We start from the raw sequence: 25,776 nt of genomic DNA, 5'->3' as shown, positions 1-25,776 counted from the left end.
TACACCCCTTCTTACTTAGCTTTGGCCCAATTGAGACCGGTTTTAACATCGGCCACTAACGGTACGGTAAGTTCCACCGCTTGCTCCATAGCTTCCTTTACAAGTGAAGTTACCTGATTAAGCTCCTCTGCTGTGACTTCCAGCAATAATTCGTCATGTACCTGTAATAACAGCCGGCTCTTAAGTCCTTTGGTCTTAAGGGCAGCGTAAACCTTATTCATTGCAATTTTAATGATATCAGCCGCAGCACCCTGAATAGGAGTGTTCATCGCCGTACGTTCCGCAAAGGAACGTTGATTAAAGTTGCTGCTATTAATATCCGGTAACTGACGGCGACGCCCAAACAGAGTAATAACATAGCCATCCCGGTGGGCACTGGCAACACTCTCGTCAATATAGCGCTTTACCCCCTGGTATTTGGCGAAATAGCTGGCAATATAATGAGCAGCTTCTTTCCGGCTAACGCCGATATCCCGTGACAAACCATAATCACTAATACCATACACAATACCAAAATTGACGGCTTTGGCTCTGGAGCGCAATTCTGGCGTAACCTCTGACATGGCTACACCAAAAACCTCAGCCGCCGTCCGGGTATGTATATCCTGATTATGTCTAAAGGCCTCCAGCAAACTAGTATCTCCAGCCATATGGGCCAAGATGCGTAATTCAATCTGCGAATAGTCGGCAGACATAATATATTGATAGCCTTCACCGGGAACAAATAACTCCCTGATTTTCCGGCCCATATCAGAACGAACAGGAATATTCTGCAGGTTAGGCTCAGAACTGCTTAGTCTGCCGGTAGCCGTAACCATTTGGTTAAAGCTAGTATGAATTCTGTCTGTTTCCGGCTGGATTAACACTTCCAACCCATCAAGATAGGTTGATTTGAGTTTTGTCATCATCCTGTACTCTAACAGCTTGTCAATAAGTGGATGCTGACCTACTAGTTTTTCCAATACTTCTGCGTCAGTAGAGTAACCGGTTTTCGTCTTTTTAATAATCGGAAGCTGCAATTTTTCAAACAGAATGACACCCAATTGCTTCGTAGAATTTATATTAAAATTTTCACCGGCAAGCAGGTAGATTTCACTAACAAGCTTATCAATTTTAGTGGCAATACTTACTGCCATCTCCCTAAGGTATTCCCGGTCAACTCGAATGCCGGCAACCTCCATGGCTGCTAACGTCTCGACAAGTGGTAATTCAACTTGTTCGAACAAGTTGTCCAGTCCGTCCTCAGCCAGTGCTGTGGCGAGACTGGCTTGCAATTGCCCCACAACCTTGCTGGCCCAGCAGGCAAACTCCGGTCGTTGCGTCATCTGCTTGTCCCCGACCGGCAAAGAGGCAGCCTGCCCCAAGTACTTTTCTGCCAAAACGTCAAGCGGGTAGGAGGCTGCCGTAGGTTCAAGCAAATAGGCGGCAATCAGAACATCAAATAGCTGCGCATGTAATGCAGAGCCTTTTAGCTGGCAGATATGATATAGTTTTTTCGAGTCATAGGTATCTACTATTATACTAGCATCAGCCAAAAGATCAAAAACGACCTCCCAGCCTTCACAGTCAGCAGGAATAAAAACGGTTTTATCTGCGCAAGTAATACCAAGACCGAGCAGGCCGGCTAACAGCGAATGCCCTGCCGGCAGCGGATAACAACTGATTCGCTCCAGATCTTTTGCTTCCGTATAAAGCGCGATTGCCGCCGAGCGGCTAGTGACCGTAACCAGCGGCAAAAACTCTACCTCGTTCACAGGTTTCTCAGCGGCATCTGGCGCACAGTATCCCGGAAACAGCGTATCGACCTTGTTTATCAGGCTTTTAAATTCAAATTTTATAAACAATTCTTTGACAGCTTGTTTTGCCGGAGTAATGCCAAAAGCTTCAGGAATAAACTCGATGTTCATATTACGTATAATAGTTGCCAATTGTTTAGATAATACTGCTTGGTCTGCATATTGCCGGAGATTCTCCTGCAATTTTTTCCCGGCAACTTTATCAATATTATTCAGGACATTTTCCATGGTACTAAATTCGGCCAATAGCTTGAGCGCCGTCTTTTCGCCAATGCCTGGAACACCCGGAATATTATCAGAAGTATCCCCCATTAACCCTTTCATATCAATCATCTGACTTGGAGTCAGCCCATATTTTTCTTTAAGTGCCGGCACGTCGACGGTTTCCATTTCTGTTATGCCTTTTTTAGTAAGCAATACCTTGACTGCTGGTCCTATCAATTGCAATGCATCACGGTCACCGGTAACAATAAGAACTTCAAACCCCAGCTTAGCTGCCTTTTCAGATAATGTCCCAATAATGTCGTCAGCCTCGTAGCCTTGTTCTTCCAGGGTAGTTATCCCAAGTGCCTGGAGTAATTCACGCACCAACGGAAATTGTTCAGATAACTCGCTGGGAGTAGCCTGCCTTTGCCCCTTATACTGCTGATAGACCTCTGTTCGAAAGGTAACCCGGCTTTTATCAAACGCCACAGCAACTAAATCAGGGTTATACTCTGTTAACAGTTTGACAAGCATAGTAGTAAACCCATATACCGCATTAGTATATAGCCCACCTGCCGTACGCAGCATGGGTAATGCATGGAATGCGCGATGCACTAAACTACTACCGTCAATTATAATAAATTTTTGGGACATATGCCCACCACCTTATGCTCCAATATTGTGTCCAGTCTATTTGTATTGGCTATTAAGACTTTAAATCCCTTCTCTATTTTTCTAAATATACTCCTACCTTATGTATTAAAGGAAAAACGAGATTGCTTTCGCATACGACGAAGCAATCTCGTTTCAAAATACCCCGCTACCCCTTGGCTTTACGGATAAATAAATTCTATCGTTTTAGCTTCTTTATTCCAATATACATAGGCATTAAAATATTGATTGATATTCGTGATTTTGATGAAAGGAACACTATCTACCATAACAATAGGTATAGTAACAAGTTCCCCTTTAGCTGCCATAGTTAATACTTGTTTCTCCTGATTCCAGTTAACTTTACACCCGAGATCCTCTGCCAATGGCAGTGCCGGTACTGCTGCTATTCCCTGCAGCTCATGTACCTCAAGGTTGACTGGCTTATCATTCAGGAATACTCCCTGGTATTCCAAAAATAACGCATTTTCTTCGTTTTTCCAGCTAGGCTGGCAGGAAAATAATGCTGTCAGCTTGTCTGCAGCTACATATACCACATTGTCAACTACATTACCCGGTACGGTGGTTGCTCCATGTTGAACGACCTTGGTTTTTTCATCCCACTTTATTTGCCGCTTGAGCGTCCCGGCAACCGCGTAAACGGGAACATATCGCACATCCTGAACAATTAGCCCTTGCTCACTTATTTGCTTACCGTTAACCTGAATCGTAAACCGATTCGCAATAACGACCTGCTCATCACTTGGATCATTAATCATGTCACGCAATAGCTCGTCAGTTACCAGCGTATTTAGGCGGTACGTATTTAGTTTGTTTCTAACATCCTGGATGGTAATACTGCTATAACCATAAATATCAGGATAAACAGCCAGTAACACCTGCCCCCGGGCATTGGTTCGAACCTTTACCCGGTCATAGGTTATATTTACCGGTGTTCCGCAATTTACCAACTCAAAAAGTTCTTCTACATCAACTTCCTGCATGCGAATGCAGCCATTTGACACAGCGTCACCAATTGACTCAGGTGCATTGGTACCATGGATTCCATAATTATTCCAGATACCCAGCCAGCGGTAGCCTAATGGGTTGTCTGGTCCGGATGGTACTACTTTCCCCGGCTGATCTGGCGGATACCAGGCAGGATTTATATCTTTAGAGAGAATAGCAAACGTACCGATCGGGGTAGGGGTAGACGCTTTTCCAATAGCTATGGGGAATTCTTTTACTACTTTATTGTCTGCAAACAGTTCAATCGTTCGACTAGGCAAATTCACCGTAATACTGGGTCCAGCTAATGCAATTGTTGTGGAGTAACAACTTACAATAATTAATAAAAAAAGTGTAGTAAACCAAAAACTAAACCGGAGTAACACTTGCATCCCTTCTTCACATTAATTTTTGTAACAATAACATAATATGAAGAATACCAGGCCCAATATTACCCCTACTTACAATAATATTTATAGTGATTTTCATTATCTCCTTACTGTAGGTTAAGTATCTGCTGATCTATTATCCGTAAATGCCGGTGGCGGTCATCAATTATGGGAAGATAGATATGGATACAAGCACCTGTGTTTATCTGCTTAGCCGGGCTGATATTAATAAAGCCACCATGCTCACCAATGATTCGATGAGCAACAGGCAAACCAAGTCCCATATGCTCAAGTTTCGTTGTATAAAATGGTTCAAATATCCGGGGCAGAATCTCTGGATTTACCCCCGGTCCAGTATCACTGATGGCAATAACCAGCATATTAAGCTCAGAATTGAGCCAAGACTTTACTGACAGCACCCCTTCTCCCGGCATTGCCTCCATAGCATTTTGCATTACATTTACAATGGCCTGTTTTATTAAATTACTATCCACCTTGAGCGGCGGCAGGTTAGGAGCCAGTTGTTTATCGATTTCGATTTTTTCACCATCAAGTTGTTTAAAGGTCAAAAGCAGTGCTTCCCCAATAGTACAATTTATATCAACATTATCTTCTTTACTAACTGGAGGATTGGCAAATAAAACAAGTTCTTTAACTACACTATTAATAGAAGATACTTCATCTAGCATCATCTCCAGCACATCGCGTCCCACCGTGTAGCGATCATCTTCCAAACGACCAAGCATTACCTGCAAATAGCCGCTGATGGTAGTAAGCGGTGTCCTGACATGATGCGCCACCCCTGCCGCCAATTCGCCTAGTGACATTAACATTTGCGTTACCTGTATTTGTTTGATAGCGGCCCGGACTGCTGATAAATCCTGGATAATAACAATCAACCCATTGGCTTGTCCGGCATTGCCCCGAAGTTTGAGCGTATCAATATGAGCATAGATAAATTGATCTTGTACTTTGAGTTTTAAATTAATCGTATTCAATTCTTCATATTCTTGCAGATGAAAGGCTTGTAAAAATTTATCGCCATGCTGCTTAAATACATCATCTGCTCTTCTGCCAATTGACCTGACCCGCTCAACTCCACAAATTTTTTCAGCTTCGCGATTTAGATTTTTCACCCGAAAATCACTATCTATGAAAATAATTCCTGTTGTAGTGTCAATGGAGTCTTGATAACCATCGTCTCCGTGCAAATATACTATTTTACTGTTGAGCGCTTCTGCTGCCGACATTTTCGTCTCCTCCTGCTGACCAATTTTATTTCTTGTAGTAAACATTCTTGTAAATTTTTGTAATTCCTGCCAAATCAGCAGAATAACTTTTCGTAAAAAACCGACACTTTTTAATATTACCATGTCGAATTAGCTCCAGGGAGCCATTCAGACCTTTGGTTGTCTACATTTTCACAGTTGCCTAATTCGACATGTTGCCGCCTTTCCGGATTACTATCCACTATATTCGCAGCAAAACTAGGTACTAAACTGCATTGATTTCCATTATTTGTAATTCAATATATTGTTTTTACATTTTCTACCATGTATTAGCCAAATAAATATAAAAGGCAGCAGCCTAGGTCGTTACACCTTTTGCTGCTGCCTTTTCAATTGTTTAGCATCTTACATTTATGCAAATAACCGCTGCCAGAACGACTTGGGCTTTCTGGTTTCCCTTTGCTCTATAGCCTGGCGCAACTGGGTATCTACCAACTGGAAATGATTAGTCAGCTCTTTTTCCAGCCGTTCCTCCAAATTGGTTACCTCTTCCTTTAAATTGTGTAATTCTTCCTGCTGTTCATTTACAATACTAATTGTAGCAGCTATTTGCTGTAAAGCTTGATTTTGCGAAGCAATCACAGCCATTATCGCCGAACCGTCAAGCTGCGTTAGTGACGTCAGGGCTTGCGATTGATGGATTTCATCATTTTGCGAATATGTTGCGCTGCCTTCCTGCGTTTTTTCATCGGCTTCTTTAACGTCAATAAAGCGGGTAAAACGCTGATTGAGATCACTGGCAATATCATCAGCATTTTTGTTTTTATGCATACCTTTGGCAATAGTCTGAAACACGACAACTGCCTCGGGATAAAACCGTTTCTTTTTACCTTCACCGGCAGCTGGCAAATAATCCATGAATAAGTCACGATAATATCGCAAAGTGCTTTGAGGAATGCCCAGTTCCTGCGATATCTCTTTGATACTCAACAATTCTGACATAAAAACCACCTCTACAATTTTGTTGTTGCGATACTATTCGCGATCACAAAGTAATTTTCCTGCTATTTTTATGAATTTATGTAAAAAAATTACAAAAATTTTATTTTTATTATATTACTGGAAATATCGTTGACCAAAGAGTAACAAAAATGATATTGAGAGCACAATACAAAAAAAGTTCTAAGTAAACTTAGAACTTTTTTAATGGTGCGGGTGAAGGGACTTGAACCCCCACCTAGTTACCCAGAGCAGATTTTGAGTCTGCCGCGTCTGCCATTCCGCCACACCCGCATAAATTTTTGGAAGGAAATATCCCACCCGAGCAATTATTTTGTTTATGTCCTGCACCGGACATTAGTTATGATATCATTTGGGCGTATTATTGTCAAGTACGTTTATAGGGATTTTTTTATTTTATGTTTAAAGGAGAATATCGTTTGCTGACAAATATATATCTTGATTACACCACAATCACTGGGTAAAAGTACCCCCTCGCGATAACCAGGAAGGATTGAACTTTATGTCAATAATGAATATCAATGGACAAAACATTACCTATACCATCCGAATGGATAAGCGCCGAAAGGCCATTCAGTTACGGATACTCCCCTCTGCTGCTGTTGAAATTGTCACCCCTGGTAAATTAACTCAGTCTGAGGTTGAACATATTTTTACTGTTAAAAGCAAATGGCTTAGCAAACGATTAGACAAACTGGCTTCACTGGCTGAAAACCCTGTTAATCAGCAATTGAAATCTGGCTCGCAGCTACTGTATAAGGGGGAACCCCATACTTTGACAATCTTACCTGGCAGCACCAAGATAGAATTAGTCTTACTTCCCAGCGAACTACAGTTACAGTTGCCACAGAACTATGCTGACCATCAACAGGTTGTATCTATTGTAGAACAAATAGTAAAAGCCTGGCTTGTTGACCAGGCTGGTAACTTATTTCTTGATAAAACCAAGCAGTGGGCCGCTGTTATTGGTGTTCGCCCTGCTAAGATAACTATTAGAGACCAAAAAACCCGTTGGGGCAGTTGCTCAAGCCTTGGCAATATTAATTATAACTGGCGGGTTATCATGGCTCCCCTTTGGGTGACTGATTATCTGGTAATTCATGAACTGTGCCATATGCTTGTTCCTAATCATTCTGCTAAGTTTTGGGAACAAGTCGGCCGGTTTTCGCCCAACTATCGGGAATGCCGCAAATGGTTAACCGATAATGGCAAGCTGTTATCCCGACTATTTTAGCTTATTTTGCTGGTACCAATTGTTTATCCTGGAGATATTTCAGCAATATTTCGGCAGTAGTCGTCGTTAACTTGAAACAAGTATGCCGTTGCTCCTTGCTGCCAAATTCATGAGGGTTAAGCACCCGGCAACAGGTAGCACCAAATTGCCCGGAAAAAATATCATGGAACTCTTGCGCGCTGCCATAAATAGGTCCCCGGCTTTGCTCTTTATTGGACCGGCCTTGTAGCATTCCCAGTACCATCGTAGCACCAGAAAGCGCGCCACACATACAACCGGCATGTCCCAGCCCACCGCCAAAGCCTGATGCCATCTTTAGTGCTTCATCAGAAATATCTAATTTATAAAAATCCCGGAAGGCCCTAACAACTGATTCGGCACAATTAAAACCTTCTTTAAAGTGTTGTCCTGTCAAATCCTTAACTGTTAACTGTACCTGATTTTGTTCGCTCATAATATCCTCCATTTGGTTAGTGTTTTTTTACAATCTAATTTCTTGTGTGGTAAATTCATACGGCAGGGAAATTTTCACTGTTGTCCCCTGGTCCTGTTCCCCGCTAATAACAAGCCCGCATTGTGGCCCAAAATAGTGCTGAATACGTTTATGAACATTAATGATTCCTAGACCCGTAGTTTGCCCTTTACCAGCAATCCGCTTTTCATTACGGAAGATCCACTCAATTTGGCTTTGGGTCACACCAACACCTGTGTCGGTTATGCTTAGCTGATATTGATTCCCATGGATGCCGCCGGAAATATGAATATTGCCACCACCCCGTTTAGGCTCAAGGCCATGAATGATGGCATTTTCTACTAACGGCTGCAACGTCATAACCGGAATTTTTTGTTCCAGCAATGCCTTTGGAATCATAATCGTAGCCTGAATTCGATCACCAAAACGCATTTTTTGAATAAGCAAATAGTTTTTTATATATTGAACTTCCTCATCAACGGTTATCATTTCATCAATATTTCGCAGATTGTTGCGCAATAGATCTGACAAGGCATAGACCACTTCCTGAGTACGGGGCGCCTCCTCTAGTAAGGCAAGGCGGGCAATGGTATTTAAGGTATTAAACAAAAAATGAGGATTCACTTGTGATTGTAAGGCTTTTAATTCCGTTTCCCGTAACACTTTCTCCAAATCAGCCTTGGCTTTCAATTCATCCATTAATTGCTTTTGCGCAATATTGGCCATAGCAATTTCCACAATATAATTTGTCATGATATAGAGCAAATCAGCAGCTGCTTTAACCCGTTCTTCGGGAATTACCCGAATTTCTGCCAACATGTCGAGCACAGCCTTTTGATCTAGGTTTAAATCAGCCACTCCGTTTAACACTTCATTCGCAATATTCCCGTCATCTTCTGGCAATATCACTTGGCCTGCCAAAAAACCTCCTAAATGCTGTTGGTTGATGCTGATAGGTGCCCCTAAATCGATAAGCCCGGCATGACACCGATACACAGAAGGACATAACTGACTAGCCGCCATTCTGCCCCCGCAATCATCAGAGCCCATACACCGTGACAGCCCCTGCGGTGTGGAACGAATTAAATTGCAAAGCCGGGTAAAATTGCTAGGGGTTGTAACCGGCTGCCCAGCACTATCTACAATTACAGCAGCCAGACCAGTAGCATCAGAAAACTTATCCTGAATTTCCTGCAACACTTTAACATTAACAATATCCGCCAGGGTTAAGCCTTGATAAACAGGCATAGTAACGCCTCCCTTGCAATAGGCCTGGATTTGAAAAATAGCAATATATAAAATAGTATTACTTGATTATGAATATTTTGCTATATTATCCTCAAATTCCTGCTTTAACCCAAAACAAAAAAAGAACACTCCGGTGTGGAGTGCTTACCGAATGCGTTTAACTACCAGCGAAGCCAGCAAGCCCCCCAGGACACCAGTAACTAATTGCGGCCAACTCATTGCAAGCATTATCCCGGCAGCCAATTTGGCAGGAATAGCTATAAAGGTTAGCAACCAAGTAAATGTCAGGTATAAAAATCCCGTTTTGCCTACTGTTGCTAAAACAGTGCCTGAAATGTGCCCCCATTTACAGGCAAACAAAAACAAGCAAATATAAACCGCATTTCCTAACGCAACAGGAAGAATAAACACCGGTAATGGCAGCAGCATTTGAAAATAGGCTACCAACGGTGTAACTGCCGCAATAACGAGCGCCGGCCATAAACCTGCCTTTTCAGCAGCAATAAGTAATGAAGAGTTAACCAAACTTCCAATAATAAAAGTAGATAGAAAAGGCGGCAGGGGAATTAAAAACCGCAGTGACTGAAAGAGCAGGGTAAGTGCCAACAATAGCGCTGTTCTCGTAATAATCCGATTGTCTGACATAATTACTCCTGTTATCTGCGCCGACGGCGAGTGTAGTCGCGGCCAAACATCATATAGGCTAAAAGAGCCAATAGAACAAGATTGCCAATCATTCCCCCAATTATTCCTAAGTCAACCAGTACATTGACGACTGTTAGCCCGCCAATAAACAGCATCGAATGCCTCATATCTGTAAAAGGATCGCGTCGTAATAATAAATAAGCTACTCCCAGTACGGCTAAATCAATAACCACCCAGGCTAAGGCGCTGAAAACAAGATACTTAAGCATACTGCCTATAATCATCGCTGCCAGTATTTTAAACCATGTTTGATTCATTGTCATCTCCCTCTACTTTCTGCGATAGCCTATGACTATCAACTAAAGACTTACTAACATAAATTATGCCCAAGTTTATAAAATTCCTGCCTTCTGCTGATTAACTATAAAAATTATCAAAAATAATATGATTTTTTTAAAATAATGTTTATAGTTTTGTTAATTTGAGCATACTTTTTATTGCAGACTAACTTTCCAAGGAGTGAATACCATGAGTGAAGAAAGAGATTTTTCCTTTACTTTGTTTGAGCCACATCGCACCCGCCTGCCAAAAAATGATCAACCGGCAGTGGAAGTGCGTCCCAATGGTCGTATTGTTTTTAACAAAAACGCCACCCAGTTGTTAGAAAACAGCAACTTCTGCATGCTTGGTTATGATCCTGAAAACCGGGCACTCGGCATTTTGCCGACAGAAGAGTTGAAACCTAATGCTTTTCCTGTAAGATATGCGGCTAAAGGCGCCTATATCGGCGCAAAGAAGTTTTTTAAACACTTTGATATCTTACCAAGCCAGTTAGTTGAAAATACTCCATTCAAAAGTGGTTCCTTTATTGGCCTAACTTTATAGCCTCTACATTTTAATTTCTACGACATTTCAAAAAAAAGTAACCAGCCTCTACCCTGGATGGGCAGAGGCTGGTTACTTGGTATAGGATTTTTGATGAAAACAGATCTGATATACAAATGTGGCTTGTTTTCCTCTTTAATTCATCACTATTCCACCGTCAATCATAATGGTTTGACCTGTCATATAATTAGAATCAGCTGAAGCTAGGTAGGATACAAAACCAGCAACATCATCTGGAGTCTCAACTCGTCCCATAGTAATAAGTTTGGTGTATTCTTTCAGTACTTCCCCTTTGCCAAGGTTCAAATAAGGGCCCATCTTCTCATCAATTAGATCCCACATATCTGTACCTACGATGCCAGGGCAATATGCGTTTACAGTAATTCCATAACGTCCTAATTCTTTGGCCAGAGCTTGGGTGAAACCCCGTATGGCAAACTTTGTTGCGCTATAGGCGGACAATAGGCTAAAGCCGTCGTGACCGGCGATACTCGAGCAATTGATAATTTTTCCGCCTTTTTGCTTAATCATCTGCTTAGCGGCGGCCGTGTCGCATAAAAACGCTCCCCGGCAGTTTACCGCAAAAGCTTGGTCCCACTCGGCGGTAGTCAATTCGGTAGCCCACTTGATATGACATATACCGGCATTAGCAACCATTACATCTAATTTGCCGAACTTTTCGACCACTTGGTCAACCATGGCATAAACATCTTTTTCTTTGGATACATCACCTACAATAGCTAATGATTTACGTCCGAGAGCTTCAATTTCCATTGATACCTTTTTAGCGTTTTCGGCATTAATGTCACAAACTACTACATCCAAACCATCTTTAGCCAATCGTAGTGCGATTCCTCTGCCAATACCCCGGCCTGAACCTGTTACAATCGCTGTTCTAGTCAAAATTAGATCCTCCCCCTTATTTGTTTTCGATTTTTACTTTATAACTACATTAAGATAAAGTAAATTTCATAAACTTTATAGTTGCATATTTTATGCCAAAGCCATATATTTATAGAATTTTTAATATTTATCTTCTTTCCAGCTTAATTGGTATAGTTTGCCCCCATTAAAATCGTATCCAGAATAGGAAAATGATTCAAGTGTAGCGATACATTTGTTCTTAAATGATTCAAGTGTAGCGCTACATTAAAAAAGAACGGTTTTCTCTTGTCAATTATTATCAATATGCTGTAAAATTAAAGCAACAGCTATTATGGAGATAGGAGAACAAAAGATGGACAATCAATTGAACACGCTCACCGCAACAGAATTAAAAGCTGCTTTTGAGGCCCAAGGATATATTAGTGATAAGGAACTAATAACTACGGTTTATCTAGCCTTAAAACTGGAAAAACCACTATTAATTGAAGGTGCGCCTGGTGTTGGTAAAACAGAAATTGCCAAAGTCCTAAGCAGCATATTTAATACTGAGCTTATCCGGCTGCAATGCTATGAAGGCTTGGATGAAAACAAAGCCTTATATGAATGGAATTATCAACGGCAATTAATTAAAATCCAAATGATCCGGGATAACGCTTCCCAAGATATTTCCGAGCAGGATATCTTTTCCCCGGAATACTTATTGGAACGACCGCTGCTCAAAGCTATTCGTGCCGAAAAACGTGCGGTATTACTTATTGATGAAATTGATAAAACAGATGAGGAGTTTGAAGCTTTTTTATTTGAAATCCTTTCTGATTTCCAAATCTCCATTCCCGAGCTTGGCACCCTCAAAGCCAAGCATATTCCGATCGTGATATTGACAAGTAACCATGACCGTGAGCTTTCAGAAGGCTTACGCCGCCGTTGTGTATATCTATATATTGATTATCCCTCGATCGAAAAAGAAATCAATATTATTCGCACTAAAATACCAGAAGCTACAGAAAAACTAGCCTTACAGATTGCCACTGCTGTCAACCACCTGCGGCATAGTCTGACACTCAATAAACAGCCATCGATTGCTGAGACGATGGATTGGACAAGATCCTTGATTGCTATGCATGCTGATTACCTGGATTCCACATTAGTAAAACAAACTATGGGCTTGCTATTAAAAAACCATGACGATTTGCTGGCATTTCAAAAAGATTTGGGTGTAGACGGATTATGTGCAGCAGTCAAACAAGCAACTGCCACTAAAACGCAAGCTTGTGACTGCAATGGCAGAGCAAGCTGTAAGGGCTGATTATCTTGAACTCGCTTGCTGATAATATTGTCGGGTTTATCCAGATCTTGCGCCAGCTTGGAGTACGGATCAGCACGGCTGAAACCATTGATGCTGTTGATAGCTTAACAGTCATTGATAATTTTGATCAGGCTGAATTCCGCGCAGCATTAAAAAGCACCCTAATAAAACATGCCGAAGATCAAGCCGCCTTTAATCAGGCCTTTAACCTGTTCTTTGTGCCGCCTGAAGCAAAAAAAGAGCAGCAAACTGCCTGGGATTCCAAACAACAGCTTGACCTGGAACAAACCAAACAGGCCGAAGAAGAACTGGTTTTCCAGGGACGCCCGCTGGAAATTCCTGATAACCTTAAAGATGTCTATAAACGCTTACCTGAACAGGAAAAGCAACGACTGCAGGACTTTTTAGAAAAAACCTCCACAGGTAACAAAGTTAAAGAATCCTTTCAACCAATTGTTGAAAACCTGCTTAGGAGTTCACTTTCCTTTTGGCAACGCCAGCTATCACCTGAAGATTTGGCTCAGCTTGCTGCTGCCCGTCGTCAATTGCTAGGACATGACGAACTTGACCATGTCGTAGACTCGGCGGCAGGGCTTGGCGGAACTGGCGGCAACCCGCTCCTCTACAAAAATATGCAAGATATTGCCGAACATGAAATCCCACAAGTTACAGCCTTAATTAAGCGATTAGCCAGCCGTTTAACAACCCGTATCTCCCGTCGCTTTCGCATGACCGGCCGGCGCAAGCTTATTGATATTCGCAAAAGCATCCGTCGCAATATGCGTTATGGCGGTATTATGATATCCTTAAAGTATAAAACAAAAAAAATTCATAAACCTAATATTATTGTTGTCTGTGATGTATCTGCCTCGATGACAAAATATGTCCGGTTTACCCTACCGCTGCTGTTTGGCCTATCCAGTGTTGTAAAAAATATTGAAAGCTTTATTTTTGCCACTGATTTGGAGAAAGTAACCGATTATTTCCGCCGTGGTGCCGACTTTGCCCAAGTTACGGAAAAATTAGCCACAAATTCTTCGCAAATGGGACAGGGTACTAATTTATTTATTGCCTTATCAAGCCTGGAAGAAGATCATAAGCAATTGCTTACTCCGTCTACTCTGCTCTTTATCATCAGTGATGCCAACACATTAGCACCGCTAGAAACGGCCGGTCAATTATCCCTAATCAGCAAAAAAGTTAAACGTGTTTTGTGGCTCAATACCCAGCCCAAAGAACGTTGGCCCCAAAACAATGCCATACCGCTGTTTGCCAAATTCTGTGCCATGTTCGAATGTTATTCACTGGCACACCTGACTAAAATATTATCTCTCAACCTAACTCGTCAATCTTGATATATACGTACTATGTAAGTATAAAGTAGTATAAAAAAATAAAGGATGTGTTCTTATGTATTTCGACGGACCTTCATTGCTTGCCCACTACCAACGCTGGCTAACTACCTATCGTGAGCCAATTGAAGAAAAGCTCACTACCGCGCTAAGCCATAGAGATCAAAAGCAGGCAATGCACAACGCTATGGAAGTGCTGTTAACCGAGGTTTTACCGATGGCCATATCGGAAATGATTTTGTTTAACAATGGCCGGCTGGAAGAAGCAATCCAAGAGCAAGATGGCGGTTGCTCAAGCTGTGCAAGTAACATAATTAAATAAAAAAAAACTGCTGGAGCCTTTGGCCTCCAGCAGTTTTTTATATCCAGGGGCACCTCACGAAACGGAATCTAAAGCACGTTAAGACTGTACAAAAGGTCGCAAGGGTCTAAATTTTCCCATAGCGGCCTTTTTATTTTGCCGCCAGATATAACCAGCAAAACGTACGCTAAGATTTTGGACTACGTCCGATAAATTTTTTAAGCGATTTTATACCTTGAATTTACAGATAATTTTGTTTAGATCAGTAGCCATTTTTGCCAAAGCCTCTGCGTTAGATGATACCTCGTGCAAACTGGCGGTCTGCTCCTCTGCTGCTGCAGCTACAGTCTGAGTGCTAGCACTTGTCTCTTGCGCGACAGCACTAATATTTTGCACATTATTGACGACAGCCTGCATGCCTTTGGACGTTTCTTCGACTGCATGACTAATCTGCTCAATACCGGATTGGACTTGCCCCAACTTATCGACAATAGCTTCAAAACCTTTTAACGTATCAGTCGCATTCGTTTTCCCTGCCGCGACTTCCGTGTTAGCCTTATTTACCACATTAACAGAGAAATCAATATCGGTCGTCATTTTTCGAATGATTTCTCCAATATGACCGGTTGCGTCCGCACTTTGTTCCGCCAGTTTTCGTACTTCCTCCGCAACAACGGCAAAACCTCTGCCTGCTTCCCCGGCACGAGCGGCTTCGATGGCCGCATTCAGAGCCAGCAGGTTGGTCTGATCGGCAATATTCTTGATGACTGTAACTATTTCCTGGATTTTTGTAGAACCTTTGACCAGGGAACTAGATACGTCGGTGATTTCATGCATGGACTTTTCAATTGCCTCATTCTGGGACACCACTTTTCGAATGAGGTTCATACCCTGGTTCGCGTCGGTCACCGCTTTATTAGTGCTGTTATTTACTTCGGCTGCAGTGGCGTTCATCTGTTCGGCACCAGCGGTTACTTCTTCGATAACTGCCGAGATTTCAGTGATATTATTGGTGTTCTGGACGGAACCGCTGGCAACTTCACCAATCGTGTTGGCGATGACTTGCGAAGTGCGTTGCTGCTCTTCCACAGTGGAGGTCAGTTCTTCACTAGCGGCGGCTAAGGTGTCGGCGCTGTTTTGAACCTGGTTAACCACCCCGCGCAACGATTTTTTCATAGCAATGAGAGCCAGTGCCATGTCGCCGATTTCGTCGTTGCGGATGGGCTGTACGTCTTTACTGGTCAAGTCAAGGTCGCTTGCTACCAATAATTCGTTACGCAAATTATTCATCCGCTTAGCAAGGCCACGACTATACCAGAATATGAGGGCGATGACTGCAAAGAGAATGACTGTACTACAGATAATAACAAGCTTGAACACCAGTCTCTGCTTGACGTTGAGGTCATCAGCACGCTGCTTTAGAGCAGCGTCCTGGGCTTTAACGGTAGCGACGAATCCGGCATTGATCAGTTCGGTCTTCTGCCTAGCGGCAACTAGCCTAGAATCCAGACTGGGATCGCCTGCCTTTTTGGCAGCGACAAGGTACTTAATGTCTTCAATATAGGACGCCAAATTGGCCTGAAGTTTTTCACCTTCTCGCTTGCTTTCCACAGCGGTGGTGGCAACGGTAAATTTCTGTACCATCTGAATGCTTTCGGTTAATTTTTCAACCGCCGAATCGGCGTATTGGTCGACATTATAAGCCATGTAGCCTCTGATCTCGGCGATACTGGTATGGAAACTACTCTGGGCATCTTTTACGGCCATGGTCCGCTGCACCGGACCTGTAAGCATATTCTGGTAAGCGTCGGTAGCGGACTCAAACTGATACATGGTGACTGCCAAGAGTACCACTAAAAGTACTAGGGTCGTGGCAAATATCGCGCTAAGCTGGATTCCTATTGTAATCCGTCGAATTTTAATCACTCCTCCTAATTTTCAAACCATTATACAACAAATTTCGACATTTTTTTTGGATTTCCTTTTTAAACTAAACTGTGAATTTAAAAACTTATTTAGTCCAATAATCACCGAAAAGGGAAAAGCAGGGAGCATTAAACAGGTCAATCTCTATGAGTTTCTGGCCAAACGAGGCGTTACCAAAGCAGCAACCTCGGTTTTGGTCTTCTCGACCAATCCCTCGCCGTTCATTCCGTCCTCACTTATCCCGCCCTTCTAAAAGAGGAAGTCGACGATCCACTCGGTCTCAAAGACACAACTGTTTCCCTTTCCCCCGAGCAAATAGCTCGCTTCATCCCCGGCCACAACGGAGGTCATCGTCCGGCACACGCCTGGGCTATATTCGGTTTGAGAATTGTGCTCCTAAGGTGGTACCCCGGCAACCCCAGTAACTCCCGTACCCCCCGGCCTTTGCCGGAAAAAGCGTTCCGCAGGAGAAAAGCCGGGCGATATTCCGTTAAAAAATCCGTACTGTTTGAGCGTAGCGAGTTTACGGATTTTAGGAATATTGCCCGGCTTTTCAGCTTTTGGACGCTTAGGGCCTAGACCTTTTGTTACTTTTGGGGCAATGCCAAAAGTAAAACCCAAATCCATGAATTCTATTGACTCAACAATAGGATTCATGGATTTGGGTTTTGGATAGCTGATGTGCTCAAATCCAAAGGACGCGTAGCGTTTTTCTTATTATGATAGAAAGTATAAAAATGCAGAGGTTATTGTTACCGCAAAGTGCTCAAAGGACACAAAGGTTCTTTATTAAACAGTCCACTCTTCGTAACCCTTTGCGCTCTTTGTGTCCTTTGTGGTTAACCAAACTTAACCCCATAGCCCAAAACCAAGCCTATTTTAAGGATTGTTACTGCAAAGTACGCAAGGTTTAAAGGTATCGTGGACTATAGCATTACTATAATTTTGGTTGAAGATTAAAAGGCCGCGCTAGCGGTTTTCTTAGCACAGTGTGCAGTCACCACAGCCTTGGGTAGGAATTGGCATGCCATACACGGCCAGCTGTTTGCCAAACAACGTGGTTTCAATATCAACGCGTAAAGGAACTTGGCCATTATAATTGATAATCGAACTATGAGCATAGACTTCAACACCATCAATAGTTGCTGCTTCATAATCAGCTTGTTCATAATCCGCAGGTTTTCCCAATTGTATAGTCGGAAGATCGGCTGTCTTCGTGGCCGTGCAGCCAGGTATCAGACGTTTGGCGATCCTTACCGAAATTACGTTACCTTCCTGGGCAATATATTCCTGTGCCCGTTCTGTAACTGTCATGTTCATACTTTTCACCTTCCTTAGTTTACTTACGCTTACATTCTTTGTCAATCAACATCCAGTACGCCTTCTGAATTTTGTGAGTGACAGGACCAACGCTGCCGCTGCCAACAGGCTGATTATTTAACGTTACAATGGGTGTAATCTCGGTACTGGTCCCTGAAATAAAAGCTTCCTGTGCCGATTTAACAAACGCCTCATCAAACTTTTTCTCGACAACCACAATACCCAAGTCTGATGCTATTTTTTCGATCACCAACGTTCTGGTAACACCAGTTAAGATCAGGTTGCACTTAGGATGTGTCCAGACCACATCATCCTTAACGACAAAGAAGTTACTGCTTGTGCCTTCAGTCACAATACCGTCACGAACTTGGATACCTTCCCAGCACCCTGCGCTCTTGGCCTTTTGTTTTCCTAATACATTACCGAGAAGATTAAGTGATTTAATATCACATCTGAGCCACCTTTCGTCTGGGATTAGCATAGCTTTGCATCCCTCGGCTTTATTCTTATCAATGACAGCACTGGAGGGACGAATTGACATCGTTAACCGCGGTACAACATTTTCGGGAAAGCTGTGTGTCCTTTGTGATACCCCGCGCGTGATTTGAAGGTAGATGGCTGCATCCATAATACCGCTTTCTTTGATAAGCAGCTCATGAAATTCAGTCAATTCTTCATACGTATATACGGCCGGAATTGCCAGTTCACGTAAGGAACGGTATAACCTGTCCATATGTGGCTGCAAAGCAAAGCAATGACCGTTATACACCTTTGTTACTTCATAGACTCCATCGCCAAACTGATGACCCCGATCTTCCATCGGTACAATATTTTCACTTATATCTATTATTTTACCATCTACCAAACCGATTGGTTTCATGAAAAAATCTCCTTATAAATTATTATTATAGATAAACTATTATCTATACAAATTATGCAGCATTTTCCCAATTTCCTGCTGCTTTTAAAATTTTTTGCCTTTTTCGTAAGGTAAAAGTTTCTTGCAGCCAAACGCGTTACAGCCTATAATTGATAATAGTGTCTTATCTACTGGTAATATCTAAAATAGCAATATAAGCTGTGACAACACAACCTGTCGCAGCTTATATCGTAAGGAGCAAAAAAACTATGGCTAATCAACGCATTGTTGCTCTTGATTATATTCGCGGTATATCTATGTTAGGTGTGCTAGGCATCCATACTGGTGCTTATTCGCTGACATATGAAGCTGTTAATTTACATCTATTTGCTATCTATGAAATAGTTACCCGCTTTAGCGTGCCGATATTTTTCTTTGTATCAGCTTTCGGCTTATTTCTCAGCCAACCACTAAAAAAAGAATTTCACTACCCCACGTTTATGTATAGACGCTTTCGAGCTGTACTATTACCTTATTTGACTTGGTCTATTCTTTATATGTTGCATTATACCTGGATAAGTGGCGCAACAGACATCTGGCACAGGCCGCTAATATATAAATACTTTTTGTTTGGGTTAGCTTCTTACCAGTTATATTTTTTAGTGATTTTGGTTTGGTTTTATGCGCTTATGCCCTTATGGCGGCAACTTGTCAGCATGATACTTAAGGCCCCGTTAGTAGGATTAGTCAGCTTGTTACTTGTTCAAATAGCTTTTAATTATTATTCCAGTTATCTGCTTCACGCCAGTTATAATAATCATTATCTTAACCTTGCTATCCAGCACCGCATGAGCTATTGGGTTCTTCATTATCTGTTTATCTTCATCCTTGGTGGAGTTTGTGCCGAACGTTATTCACAGTTTCTCGCACTCCTAAAACAAAACAACAGACGAATCACGGCCTGTTTTATCCTTACCTTAGCCGGAATGCTGTCCCATTATTACTACCTTGTCTATCAACAGCACTACACGCTGGAAGCAACCGCTAATACTGTTCACCAGCTCAGTCCACTGGGTGTGCTATATACCGCTGGTGCAACCTTATTCTGGTTTAAAATATTTACCAGACCATTACCTGAATCACTTGCCGCTATGTTACACCACTTAGGTAAGTATTCCTATGTAATCTATCTTATTCATCCATTGGTAATGTATTATTTACTTATTGAACTTAATCAGCGTTCCCAGGCTTTAACGCCATTGACTACGATTGGCTTTTATGTAACAACACTTGCTTTAAGTTCCGGCTTGGCCTGGAGCATCAATAAACTAGGCATCCACGTCCCCTTACTCGGGTTGTTACTTACTGGTTCATTTCCCAAGAAAAATAGACTTGACGCGAAAGCATAGACAACTATAAGTTAAGGCGGACAATCATTGTCCGCCTTTTGGTTTAGGATAAGTAACCTATTGTTTTCAAATGCTCCCGGTCCGCCACTGTAATAACATTTTCAGCATTAAAGCTACCTTCTTCGTTGAGCAGCATCTTCTGCCGGCGTTTAATCCGTGTACAATATAGAAATAGCAGTTGACAAAACCGTTTTATCGATTTGTGTTGACCTGGATTAAGCGGGCACTTAATCCATTCTTGATATATCTGTTCAATAATATCTGCTATAGTTGTAGTAAAATTTTGTCTTGACACAAATTCTACCAACTGCAGGCATTCGCGTATCAGTATATAAAGCGCCTTTTGACGAAACAAATCACGCCTTGGGGCAGCAGTAAGTTCAGCAGCTAACAGACGGCGTCCTATTTCAAAGAGCGGGTAAATAACGGTAAAGCTTTCTGTCAAACTCCGCTGGTTTACAGCCAGCCTGGCTGCTTGAACAACCCCGTCAAGTGACTGTCGCCAAATACTAATGTTTCTAATTTCCACCGCTAATTCAAGGCTGAACATGGCTATCTGTCCACTTAATTGACTAAATGGATCAAGACTATCCATACTTGATAAATGAGCACATTCTACAATGAGGCTTGTCAATGCCTTCTCTGACAAAGTATTTTTTTCGGCCAATTGTTCAATATATTGTGTTATTAGCTCAAACATAGGAACATTACCAGCTTTAACTATCCGGTGTAACCACGCTGTTAATACCCAGGCTGCCTGTTCGTGCAAGGGACTGTCTCCATGTTCAGTTGCCAGCCAACTGGCTAGCTTCGCCAATATTTCACGAACAAGACCGGTGTCTTTCCGTCGCAAAGCAGTTAACCCGATTAGTCGTATAGCCCGAATAACAGCCCGGCAAACAATCTCATCCTGAATCCCGACGACGGAAAAAATAACGTCCACCGCACGTGCTGCTAAAAAGTTCTGTCGTTGTTTCAAACTCATAACTGCAATCAAACCAAGCTGTTCAATGGCAACCGGCAACTCTAGCACAGTCATATTTTTCAGCAATGGCCGAAACGCGTCAATACAATGACCAGCAACATCAAGCTGGTTAGTGCGCAAAGCTAAATAGATAACAGCAGTCAATCGTGCTGGCTCTCCGTCCCTGCCCAGACCTTGACCTAACGCTAACTTTAGCAAGTCAAGAGCTTGATAAGCGTCATCCGCTCTATTGGCGGTCAGACTAGTATGCAGGATTCTATAGAGCGAACGCATACTAGCTTTGCCGACCCTGCTACCTACTTGCCGTTTTTGCGTAATAGTACTCAATTGAGACTTTATATGCTTAAACTGCCAAGCAAGCCGCCTAGTGTACAACCACCAAGCGGCTAAGCTTATCCCAGCAAGCACGATCAACCATACAGCCATAAAAGGGTTCTCCCTATCTAGCGTTAATTTCTCCCTGATATACAATACCGCGGGAAGCATCCACAGTAACTATCGCCCCATCCTGCAAACGCTCTACAGCGCCATCCACACCGACTAGCACCGGCATACCAAAGCTTACCCCGACAATAGCAGCATGCGATGTAAGTCCACCCTCTTCGGCTATGATAGCAGCTGCTTTGGCAGCATAGGGGGCAATTTCTTCATCAACACTATTTACAACCAAAATATCACCTGCTTTAAACTTGGTCGTAATTTCTTTAATTGAGGTAACCACAACAATTTGACCGGTGACAGCCTGCTGACCAATCCCCGTGCCGCGCAACAGAATATTGCCAACAACATGCACCCTAATCATATTGGTTGTACCTGACAGTCCTGCAGGCACACCAGCCGTAACGACAACTAAATCACCGTCTTTAACAACCCCGGCGGCTAATGAAGTGGCTACAGCACTTTGCACCATTTCATCCGTATTATTAAAGCTAGGTCCCAAAATAGGATAAACGCCCCATAATAATAGCATTCGCCGCACCGTTTTGATACAAGGCGTAACAGCCACAATTGTGGACTGCGGGCGATATTTGGATACCATTCGTGCCGTATAGCCCGACTGGGTTGAAGTTACAATAGCAGCAGCGCCCAGTTCATGCGATATTTGCACCGTAGCATGGCTGATCGCATCTGTCGTAGTCCGCTGCAATTGAATCCCTTTACCAATCAAAATATCGCTAAGCTGCAGGGAAGTTTCCGTACGAACGGCGATGCGGGCCATCGTTTGCACTGCTTCCAGCGGGTATTGACCTGAAGCTGTTTCACCGCTAAGCATAATCGCATCAGAGCCATCAAAAATAGCATTAGCAATATCGCTGGCTTCCGCTCTGGTAGGACGAGGATTAGACACCATAGACTCCAGCATTTGAGTCGCAGTAATAACAGGCTTGCCGGCCTTATTACATTTTTGTATCAGCATTTTCTGTACAAGTGGTACTTCTTCAGCAGGAATCTCTACCCCGAGATCACCTCTGGCTACCATAAGGCCGTCTGCAACCTTGATAATATCATCTATATTTTTGACACCCTCGGCATTTTCAATTTTAGGAATAATATCCATCGAATAATTGCCATCTTCCAATATCTTGCGAATAGCTAAAACATCAGCTGCCCGCTGGATGAAGGAAGCAGCAATAAAGTCCATTTGACTAGCAATCCCAAACCTAATATCTGCGATATCTTGTTCAGACAGAGGCGGCAGATTAACAGCAACTCCCGGTGCAGCAACCCGTTTGCGATCACTAATCTGGCCGCTGTTATTTACAGTAGTAATAATGTCGTCGCCCTCAATAGCATCGACATGCAAACTGACCAGACCATCAGAAATAAGGATGGTTTGTCCAACAGCAACCTCTTGCGGCAAGAACTTATGATTGACAGAGGCCATTTCCTTGGTACCGATTACCTCACGACCTGTCAGAACAAATTTCTGCCCTTTATCTAAATTTACTTTACCTTCAGTAAACAAACCTAACCGCATTTCCGGGCCCTTGGTATCAAGCATCAATGCAATTGGTTTCTTTACATTGTTAGCCGCTTCTCTTACCCTGGCAATTCGTTTTGCATGATCTTCATGCGAACCATGAGAAAAGTTAAACCGGGCAACATTCATACCCGCTTCCATCATTGATTTTAAAACACCTGGCTTATCAGTGCTAGGACCTACAGTGCAAACAATCTTAGTCTTTTTTAGCATACTATTCACTCCTTCAGCCTTACTACTGCTTAGCGTATTACATATTGACATAAAATAGCATGTGCTTCATCGGCTTCTGATTCTAAAACCATAATTTCATACAAGCCATCGCCTAAGGCTGAAACCAGTCCCGCCGGGCGTATATCGGCGAGCACCCCTTCATTACACAGCACGTTTTTAAATTTTTCGGCCTGTGCCCGATTAGAAGCTATATATACTACGGTCCACATAAGTATCCTCCTATTAGCTTCTCTCTAATAATAAACCACTAACCGCATTAATTTAATAATGACAATAAAGCTAATTACTAAACTTTGTTCTCCAAACTTAGCTGTATTCCTGCTAAAAATAAAAAATAGTAGCCCGGACATAAGTCCGGGCTACTGCCTGCCGTCGCAGTTAAAAATTCTTCATACTAGCAGAACCGGACTGATCAGTTTTAACACTGGCAGTCAACATGCTGACTACCACAAAGACAATGAAAAGCTTCAAACATGACGCCAAAGCTGCCAAAAAAATGAATGGGCAGATATAAGCCAAAAAATACGACAGCAATCATCATTTACACAAACACATCTTTAATGGCCGCGGTGGTTGCAACCCCTTTTAAACCACTAATATATACAAACAAAGCCACCATAGTAAAGGCTATCAGCATGGCCTTTACCCTGGTAATTTGCCCATAAGAGCAGGTTTCTATAATATTCATTCAACGTTCCCTCTTTATTATTATACAAGCCAAAAGGCTAAGAATGGCAGCCCAAAAACAAAAGGTTTAACACGGTTAACGAAGGGAATCATGCCAATTGTCCAAATAAAAGGAATTAGCGTTAAACTAATTTTACCGGACTCAAATGAAACATCTCCTTATTTCCCAAATCACGCCTGTAGTAAATTCAATGCAGAAACTACCATAATCTCCACTCCATGACTAAATCCACTTTCATCCATGTCAAACTTAGGGTGATGGTGAGGATAGACAATTTCCTTGTCTTTATTACCAACACCAATGAACATAAAACAGCCTGGCACTTGTTGCTGATAATAGGAAAAATCCTCGGCAACCATCGTTGGACTCATCTCAAAAACAGCCGTCTTACCCAATACGGCTTCCCCCGACTTGGCGACAACCTTAGCTACCTCCGGATTATTAATAACAGGTGGGTAACCATAATAGCAATCTAAGATATGGTTTGCACCGGCGGCGGCGCAAATACCGCTGCACATCCGGTCAATCGCAGCAAAGATTGTCTCCCGGGTATTCTGCGCAAATGTCCGTACGGTTCCCTTCAAAATAGCTGAGTCAGGTATGATATTAAAAGTGTCACCGGCGTTAAAGCCCCCTAGTGATAATACTGCCAGTTCATTAGCATTCACAAGATTGCCGGTAATCGTCTTTAATGCTAATACAATTTGTGCGCCAACATACAGTGGATCAATCGTCTGATGTGGCATAGAACCATGGCCGCCAGAACCCTTTATAGTAATAGTAAAATTATTAGGAGAAGCCATCATCGGCCCATATGTTAGCCCCATGGTCCCCACTGCGAACGGTTGCCACAGATGCGCCCCAATTACAGCATCCACTCCCTCCACTGCGCCATCAGCAATCATCGCTATCGCACCACCCGGAAACTTTTCCTCGCTTGGCTGGAACAGCAGTCTGACAGTACCAGGCAGTTCTTCCTTAATTGCACTAAATACTTTCGCGATCCCCAGCAGCACAGCTGTGTGACCATCATGGCCGCAGGCATGACAACGCCCCGCATTACATGAGCGGTACGGCTGATCAATTTCATCTTGAATCGGCAAGGCATCAATATCGGCGCGAATGGCAACCGTTTTTCCCTGTCGGCCTCCTTTAATCTCAGCAATAACACCAGTACCAGCAGCTAAACGGGGATTTAATCCCATTGCCGTGAGTTCGGCGATAATTTTCTTTTGAGTTTCAACCTCTTGACCACCAAGTTCTGGAAAGGCTCGAAAATGCCGCCGCAGCTTAATGACATAGTCGCTACCATCTTTTACTAATTCATGAATATGTTTGTTCATATGTATCGCCCTTTCTTGTTTTTGAAAATTAGTCAACATTGTATTTTATACAAATACTACTACAACTCCTGCATATTACCTTAATTTATCAATCTATTCGATATTCAAGGCAAAAAATAAAGGCTAAAACCCTGCGGTCCAGCCTTGCTACAACGTATGAATTTTACCAATAATAATACATTTTATTTTTATCATATGTAATATAACCGTGACGAAGTTTTTCTACCCTCTTGGCATCAGCCTTCACTGGGGTTAAATTTGTCTCCTGATCACTCAGTTTAGCCGCCTCTACCGGCGTAGTCGCCATAGTCAAGACAGCTATGGAAAGAATGGCAACAAGCAACCTTCTTTTCATATCCACCAGCCTTTCTTACTATTACTACAGGTAATATTCGTCTCCTATAGA

At 42.6% G+C, this 25,776-nt stretch carries 25 protein-coding genes and 1 tRNA gene; 6 read left to right on the top strand and 20 right to left on the bottom strand.

Annotated elements, in window-relative coordinates; all coding sequences use genetic code 11:
- Nucleotides 1–11 precede the first annotated feature (11 nt).
- From polA to AC1ECB_RS08490, 5 genes are all read right to left on the bottom strand, one after another.
- The gene (gene polA, locus AC1ECB_RS08510; RefSeq protein ID WP_485668299.1) at nucleotides 12–2,654 is read right to left on the bottom strand and encodes a DNA polymerase I; all 2,643 of its coding nucleotides are present in this window, start codon (nucleotides 2,652–2,654) and stop codon (nucleotides 12–14) included.
- A gap of 179 nt (nucleotides 2,655–2,833) precedes the next feature.
- On the bottom strand, nucleotides 2,834–4,045 hold the full coding sequence (locus AC1ECB_RS08505) for a L,D-transpeptidase family protein (RefSeq protein WP_485668298.1): 1,212 nt from the start codon (nucleotides 4,043–4,045) through the stop codon (nucleotides 2,834–2,836).
- A gap of 110 nt (nucleotides 4,046–4,155) precedes the next feature.
- Nucleotides 4,156–5,421, bottom strand: coding sequence for a two-component system sensor histidine kinase NtrB (locus tag AC1ECB_RS08500; protein ID WP_485668297.1), 1,266 nt, complete (start codon nucleotides 5,419–5,421; stop codon nucleotides 4,156–4,158).
- A gap of 267 nt (nucleotides 5,422–5,688) precedes the next feature.
- Entirely contained in the window at nucleotides 5,689–6,279 is a 591-nt protein-coding gene (locus AC1ECB_RS08495; protein ID WP_485668296.1) for a MerR family transcriptional regulator, read from the bottom strand.
- A gap of 205 nt (nucleotides 6,280–6,484) precedes the next feature.
- Nucleotides 6,485–6,570 (bottom strand) — tRNA-Leu (locus tag AC1ECB_RS08490).
- A gap of 229 nt (nucleotides 6,571–6,799) precedes the next feature.
- Here AC1ECB_RS08490 and AC1ECB_RS08485 point away from each other — a divergent pair.
- Nucleotides 6,800–7,531 (top strand): M48 family metallopeptidase, encoded by a 732-nt coding sequence (locus AC1ECB_RS08485; protein WP_485668295.1) that lies wholly within the window; start codon nucleotides 6,800–6,802, stop codon nucleotides 7,529–7,531.
- Nucleotide 7,532: 1 nt separating this feature from the next.
- Here AC1ECB_RS08485 and AC1ECB_RS08480 read toward each other — a convergent pair whose 3' ends face one another.
- The 4 genes from AC1ECB_RS08480 to AC1ECB_RS08465 form a co-directional block, all read right to left on the bottom strand.
- The gene (locus AC1ECB_RS08480; protein WP_485668294.1) at nucleotides 7,533–7,985 is read right to left on the bottom strand and encodes a C-GCAxxG-C-C family (seleno)protein; all 453 of its coding nucleotides are present in this window, start codon (nucleotides 7,983–7,985) and stop codon (nucleotides 7,533–7,535) included.
- A gap of 27 nt (nucleotides 7,986–8,012) precedes the next feature.
- Nucleotides 8,013–9,251, bottom strand: coding sequence for a sensor histidine kinase (locus AC1ECB_RS08475; protein ID WP_485668293.1), 1,239 nt, complete (start codon nucleotides 9,249–9,251; stop codon nucleotides 8,013–8,015).
- Nucleotides 9,252–9,395: 144 nt separating this feature from the next.
- Nucleotides 9,396–9,896: a hypothetical protein gene (locus AC1ECB_RS08470; RefSeq protein ID WP_485668292.1), complete on the bottom strand. Its 501-nt coding sequence runs from the start codon at nucleotides 9,894–9,896 to the stop codon at nucleotides 9,396–9,398.
- A gap of 11 nt (nucleotides 9,897–9,907) precedes the next feature.
- The gene (locus tag AC1ECB_RS08465; protein ID WP_485668291.1) at nucleotides 9,908–10,213 is read right to left on the bottom strand and encodes a hypothetical protein; all 306 of its coding nucleotides are present in this window, start codon (nucleotides 10,211–10,213) and stop codon (nucleotides 9,908–9,910) included.
- Nucleotides 10,214–10,424: 211 nt separating this feature from the next.
- Here AC1ECB_RS08465 and AC1ECB_RS08460 point away from each other — a divergent pair, with 211 nt between their 5' ends.
- Nucleotides 10,425–10,781, top strand: a complete 357-nt coding sequence (locus AC1ECB_RS08460; protein ID WP_021170311.1) for a hypothetical protein — start codon at nucleotides 10,425–10,427, stop codon at nucleotides 10,779–10,781.
- 135 nt (nucleotides 10,782–10,916) lie between these two features.
- Here AC1ECB_RS08460 and AC1ECB_RS08455 read toward each other — a convergent pair whose 3' ends face one another.
- On the bottom strand, nucleotides 10,917–11,684 hold the full coding sequence (locus AC1ECB_RS08455; protein ID WP_021170310.1) for an acetoin reductase: 768 nt from the start codon (nucleotides 11,682–11,684) through the stop codon (nucleotides 10,917–10,919).
- 334 nt (nucleotides 11,685–12,018) lie between these two features.
- Here AC1ECB_RS08455 and AC1ECB_RS08450 point away from each other — a divergent pair, with 334 nt between their 5' ends.
- From AC1ECB_RS08450 to AC1ECB_RS08440, 3 genes are read left to right on the top strand one after another with little or no spacing between them, the layout of a single operon-like run.
- Complete coding sequence (locus AC1ECB_RS08450; protein WP_485668290.1) at nucleotides 12,019–12,972, top strand: AAA family ATPase; 954 nt, start codon at nucleotides 12,019–12,021, stop codon at nucleotides 12,970–12,972.
- Nucleotides 12,973–12,977: 5 nt separating this feature from the next.
- On the top strand, nucleotides 12,978–14,327 hold the full coding sequence (locus AC1ECB_RS08445) for a vWA domain-containing protein (protein ID WP_485668289.1): 1,350 nt from the start codon (nucleotides 12,978–12,980) through the stop codon (nucleotides 14,325–14,327).
- 55 nt (nucleotides 14,328–14,382) lie between these two features.
- Nucleotides 14,383–14,646, top strand: a complete 264-nt coding sequence (locus AC1ECB_RS08440) for a hypothetical protein (RefSeq protein WP_145101309.1) — start codon at nucleotides 14,383–14,385, stop codon at nucleotides 14,644–14,646.
- A 207-nt stretch (nucleotides 14,647–14,853) separates the two neighbouring features.
- Here AC1ECB_RS08440 and AC1ECB_RS08435 read toward each other — a convergent pair whose 3' ends face one another.
- From AC1ECB_RS08435 to dat, 3 genes are all read right to left on the bottom strand, one after another.
- Nucleotides 14,854–16,551, bottom strand: a complete 1,698-nt coding sequence (locus AC1ECB_RS08435; protein ID WP_485668288.1) for a methyl-accepting chemotaxis protein — start codon at nucleotides 16,549–16,551, stop codon at nucleotides 14,854–14,856.
- Nucleotides 16,552–17,532: 981 nt separating this feature from the next.
- Nucleotides 17,533–17,871 (bottom strand): CC/Se motif family (seleno)protein, encoded by a 339-nt coding sequence (locus AC1ECB_RS08430; protein ID WP_485668287.1) that lies wholly within the window; start codon nucleotides 17,869–17,871, stop codon nucleotides 17,533–17,535.
- A 19-nt stretch (nucleotides 17,872–17,890) separates the two neighbouring features.
- Complete coding sequence (gene dat, locus AC1ECB_RS08425) at nucleotides 17,891–18,751, bottom strand: D-amino-acid transaminase (RefSeq protein WP_485668286.1); 861 nt, start codon at nucleotides 18,749–18,751, stop codon at nucleotides 17,891–17,893.
- A gap of 248 nt (nucleotides 18,752–18,999) precedes the next feature.
- Between dat and AC1ECB_RS08420 the strand changes: the two genes are divergently transcribed.
- On the top strand, nucleotides 19,000–20,139 hold the full coding sequence (locus tag AC1ECB_RS08420) for an acyltransferase (protein WP_485668285.1): 1,140 nt from the start codon (nucleotides 19,000–19,002) through the stop codon (nucleotides 20,137–20,139).
- A gap of 43 nt (nucleotides 20,140–20,182) precedes the next feature.
- On the opposite strand, the gene AC1ECB_RS08415 is transcribed toward AC1ECB_RS08420, so the two are convergent.
- The 7 genes from AC1ECB_RS08415 to AC1ECB_RS08385 form a co-directional block, all read right to left on the bottom strand.
- Nucleotides 20,183–21,550 (bottom strand): hypothetical protein, encoded by a 1,368-nt coding sequence (locus AC1ECB_RS08415; RefSeq protein WP_485668284.1) that lies wholly within the window; start codon nucleotides 21,548–21,550, stop codon nucleotides 20,183–20,185.
- Nucleotides 21,551–21,563: 13 nt separating this feature from the next.
- Nucleotides 21,564–23,318: a pyruvate kinase gene (pyk, locus tag AC1ECB_RS08410; RefSeq protein WP_485668283.1), complete on the bottom strand. Its 1,755-nt coding sequence runs from the start codon at nucleotides 23,316–23,318 to the stop codon at nucleotides 21,564–21,566.
- A gap of 29 nt (nucleotides 23,319–23,347) precedes the next feature.
- Nucleotides 23,348–23,548: a putative signal transducing protein gene (locus tag AC1ECB_RS08405; RefSeq protein WP_485668282.1), complete on the bottom strand. Its 201-nt coding sequence runs from the start codon at nucleotides 23,546–23,548 to the stop codon at nucleotides 23,348–23,350.
- Between the two features lie 332 nt (nucleotides 23,549–23,880).
- The gene (locus tag AC1ECB_RS08400; RefSeq protein ID WP_485668281.1) at nucleotides 23,881–24,027 is read right to left on the bottom strand and encodes a hypothetical protein; all 147 of its coding nucleotides are present in this window, start codon (nucleotides 24,025–24,027) and stop codon (nucleotides 23,881–23,883) included.
- 20 nt (nucleotides 24,028–24,047) lie between these two features.
- Entirely contained in the window at nucleotides 24,048–24,143 is a 96-nt protein-coding gene (locus tag AC1ECB_RS08395) for a DUF3311 domain-containing protein (RefSeq protein ID WP_485669301.1), read from the bottom strand.
- Between the two features lie 54 nt (nucleotides 24,144–24,197).
- Nucleotides 24,198–25,370, bottom strand: coding sequence for a M20 metallopeptidase family protein (locus AC1ECB_RS08390; protein WP_485668280.1), 1,173 nt, complete (start codon nucleotides 25,368–25,370; stop codon nucleotides 24,198–24,200).
- A 163-nt stretch (nucleotides 25,371–25,533) separates the two neighbouring features.
- Nucleotides 25,534–25,725, bottom strand: coding sequence for a hypothetical protein (locus AC1ECB_RS08385; RefSeq protein ID WP_485668279.1), 192 nt, complete (start codon nucleotides 25,723–25,725; stop codon nucleotides 25,534–25,536).
- Between the last annotated feature and the right edge of the window lie 51 nt (nucleotides 25,726–25,776).

The organism is Sporomusa sp. 246TCP1, assembly GCF_057319775.1.
This window is presented reverse-complemented; position numbering and strand designations above follow the sequence as displayed.

Excerpts from the sequence above, each read along its gene's own strand:
- AC1ECB_RS08485 (WP_485668295.1), top strand. The coding sequence starts at position 6,800 with ATGTCAATAATGAATATCAATGGACAAAACATTACCTATACCATCCGA.
- AC1ECB_RS08440 (WP_145101309.1), top strand. The coding sequence starts at position 14,383 with ATGTATTTCGACGGACCTTCATTGCTTGCCCACTACCAACGCTGGCTA.
- AC1ECB_RS08495 (WP_485668296.1), bottom strand. The coding sequence starts at position 6,279 with ATGTCAGAATTGTTGAGTATCAAAGAGATATCGCAGGAACTGGGCATT.
- AC1ECB_RS08420 (WP_485668285.1), top strand. The coding sequence starts at position 19,000 with ATGGCTAATCAACGCATTGTTGCTCTTGATTATATTCGCGGTATATCT.
- AC1ECB_RS08390 (WP_485668280.1), bottom strand. The coding sequence starts at position 25,370 with ATGAACAAACATATTCATGAATTAGTAAAAGATGGTAGCGACTATGTC.
- AC1ECB_RS08460 (WP_021170311.1), top strand. The coding sequence starts at position 10,425 with ATGAGTGAAGAAAGAGATTTTTCCTTTACTTTGTTTGAGCCACATCGC.
- AC1ECB_RS08500 (WP_485668297.1), bottom strand. The coding sequence starts at position 5,421 with ATGGTAATATTAAAAAGTGTCGGTTTTTTACGAAAAGTTATTCTGCTG.
- AC1ECB_RS08430 (WP_485668287.1), bottom strand. The coding sequence starts at position 17,871 with ATGAACATGACAGTTACAGAACGGGCACAGGAATATATTGCCCAGGAA.
- AC1ECB_RS08470 (WP_485668292.1), bottom strand. The coding sequence starts at position 9,896 with ATGTCAGACAATCGGATTATTACGAGAACAGCGCTATTGTTGGCACTT.
- pyk (WP_485668283.1), bottom strand. The coding sequence starts at position 23,318 with ATGCTAAAAAAGACTAAGATTGTTTGCACTGTAGGTCCTAGCACTGAT.
- polA (WP_485668299.1), bottom strand. The coding sequence starts at position 2,654 with ATGTCCCAAAAATTTATTATAATTGACGGTAGTAGTTTAGTGCATCGC.
- AC1ECB_RS08465 (WP_485668291.1), bottom strand. The coding sequence starts at position 10,213 with ATGAATCAAACATGGTTTAAAATACTGGCAGCGATGATTATAGGCAGT.
- AC1ECB_RS08480 (WP_485668294.1), bottom strand. The coding sequence starts at position 7,985 with ATGAGCGAACAAAATCAGGTACAGTTAACAGTTAAGGATTTGACAGGA.
- AC1ECB_RS08450 (WP_485668290.1), top strand. The coding sequence starts at position 12,019 with ATGGACAATCAATTGAACACGCTCACCGCAACAGAATTAAAAGCTGCT.
- AC1ECB_RS08475 (WP_485668293.1), bottom strand. The coding sequence starts at position 9,251 with ATGCCTGTTTATCAAGGCTTAACCCTGGCGGATATTGTTAATGTTAAA.
- AC1ECB_RS08385 (WP_485668279.1), bottom strand. The coding sequence starts at position 25,725 with ATGAAAAGAAGGTTGCTTGTTGCCATTCTTTCCATAGCTGTCTTGACT.
- dat (WP_485668286.1), bottom strand. The coding sequence starts at position 18,751 with ATGAAACCAATCGGTTTGGTAGATGGTAAAATAATAGATATAAGTGAA.
- AC1ECB_RS08415 (WP_485668284.1), bottom strand. The coding sequence starts at position 21,550 with ATGGCTGTATGGTTGATCGTGCTTGCTGGGATAAGCTTAGCCGCTTGG.
- AC1ECB_RS08400 (WP_485668281.1), bottom strand. The coding sequence starts at position 24,027 with ATGAATATTATAGAAACCTGCTCTTATGGGCAAATTACCAGGGTAAAG.
- AC1ECB_RS08405 (WP_485668282.1), bottom strand. The coding sequence starts at position 23,548 with ATGTGGACCGTAGTATATATAGCTTCTAATCGGGCACAGGCCGAAAAA.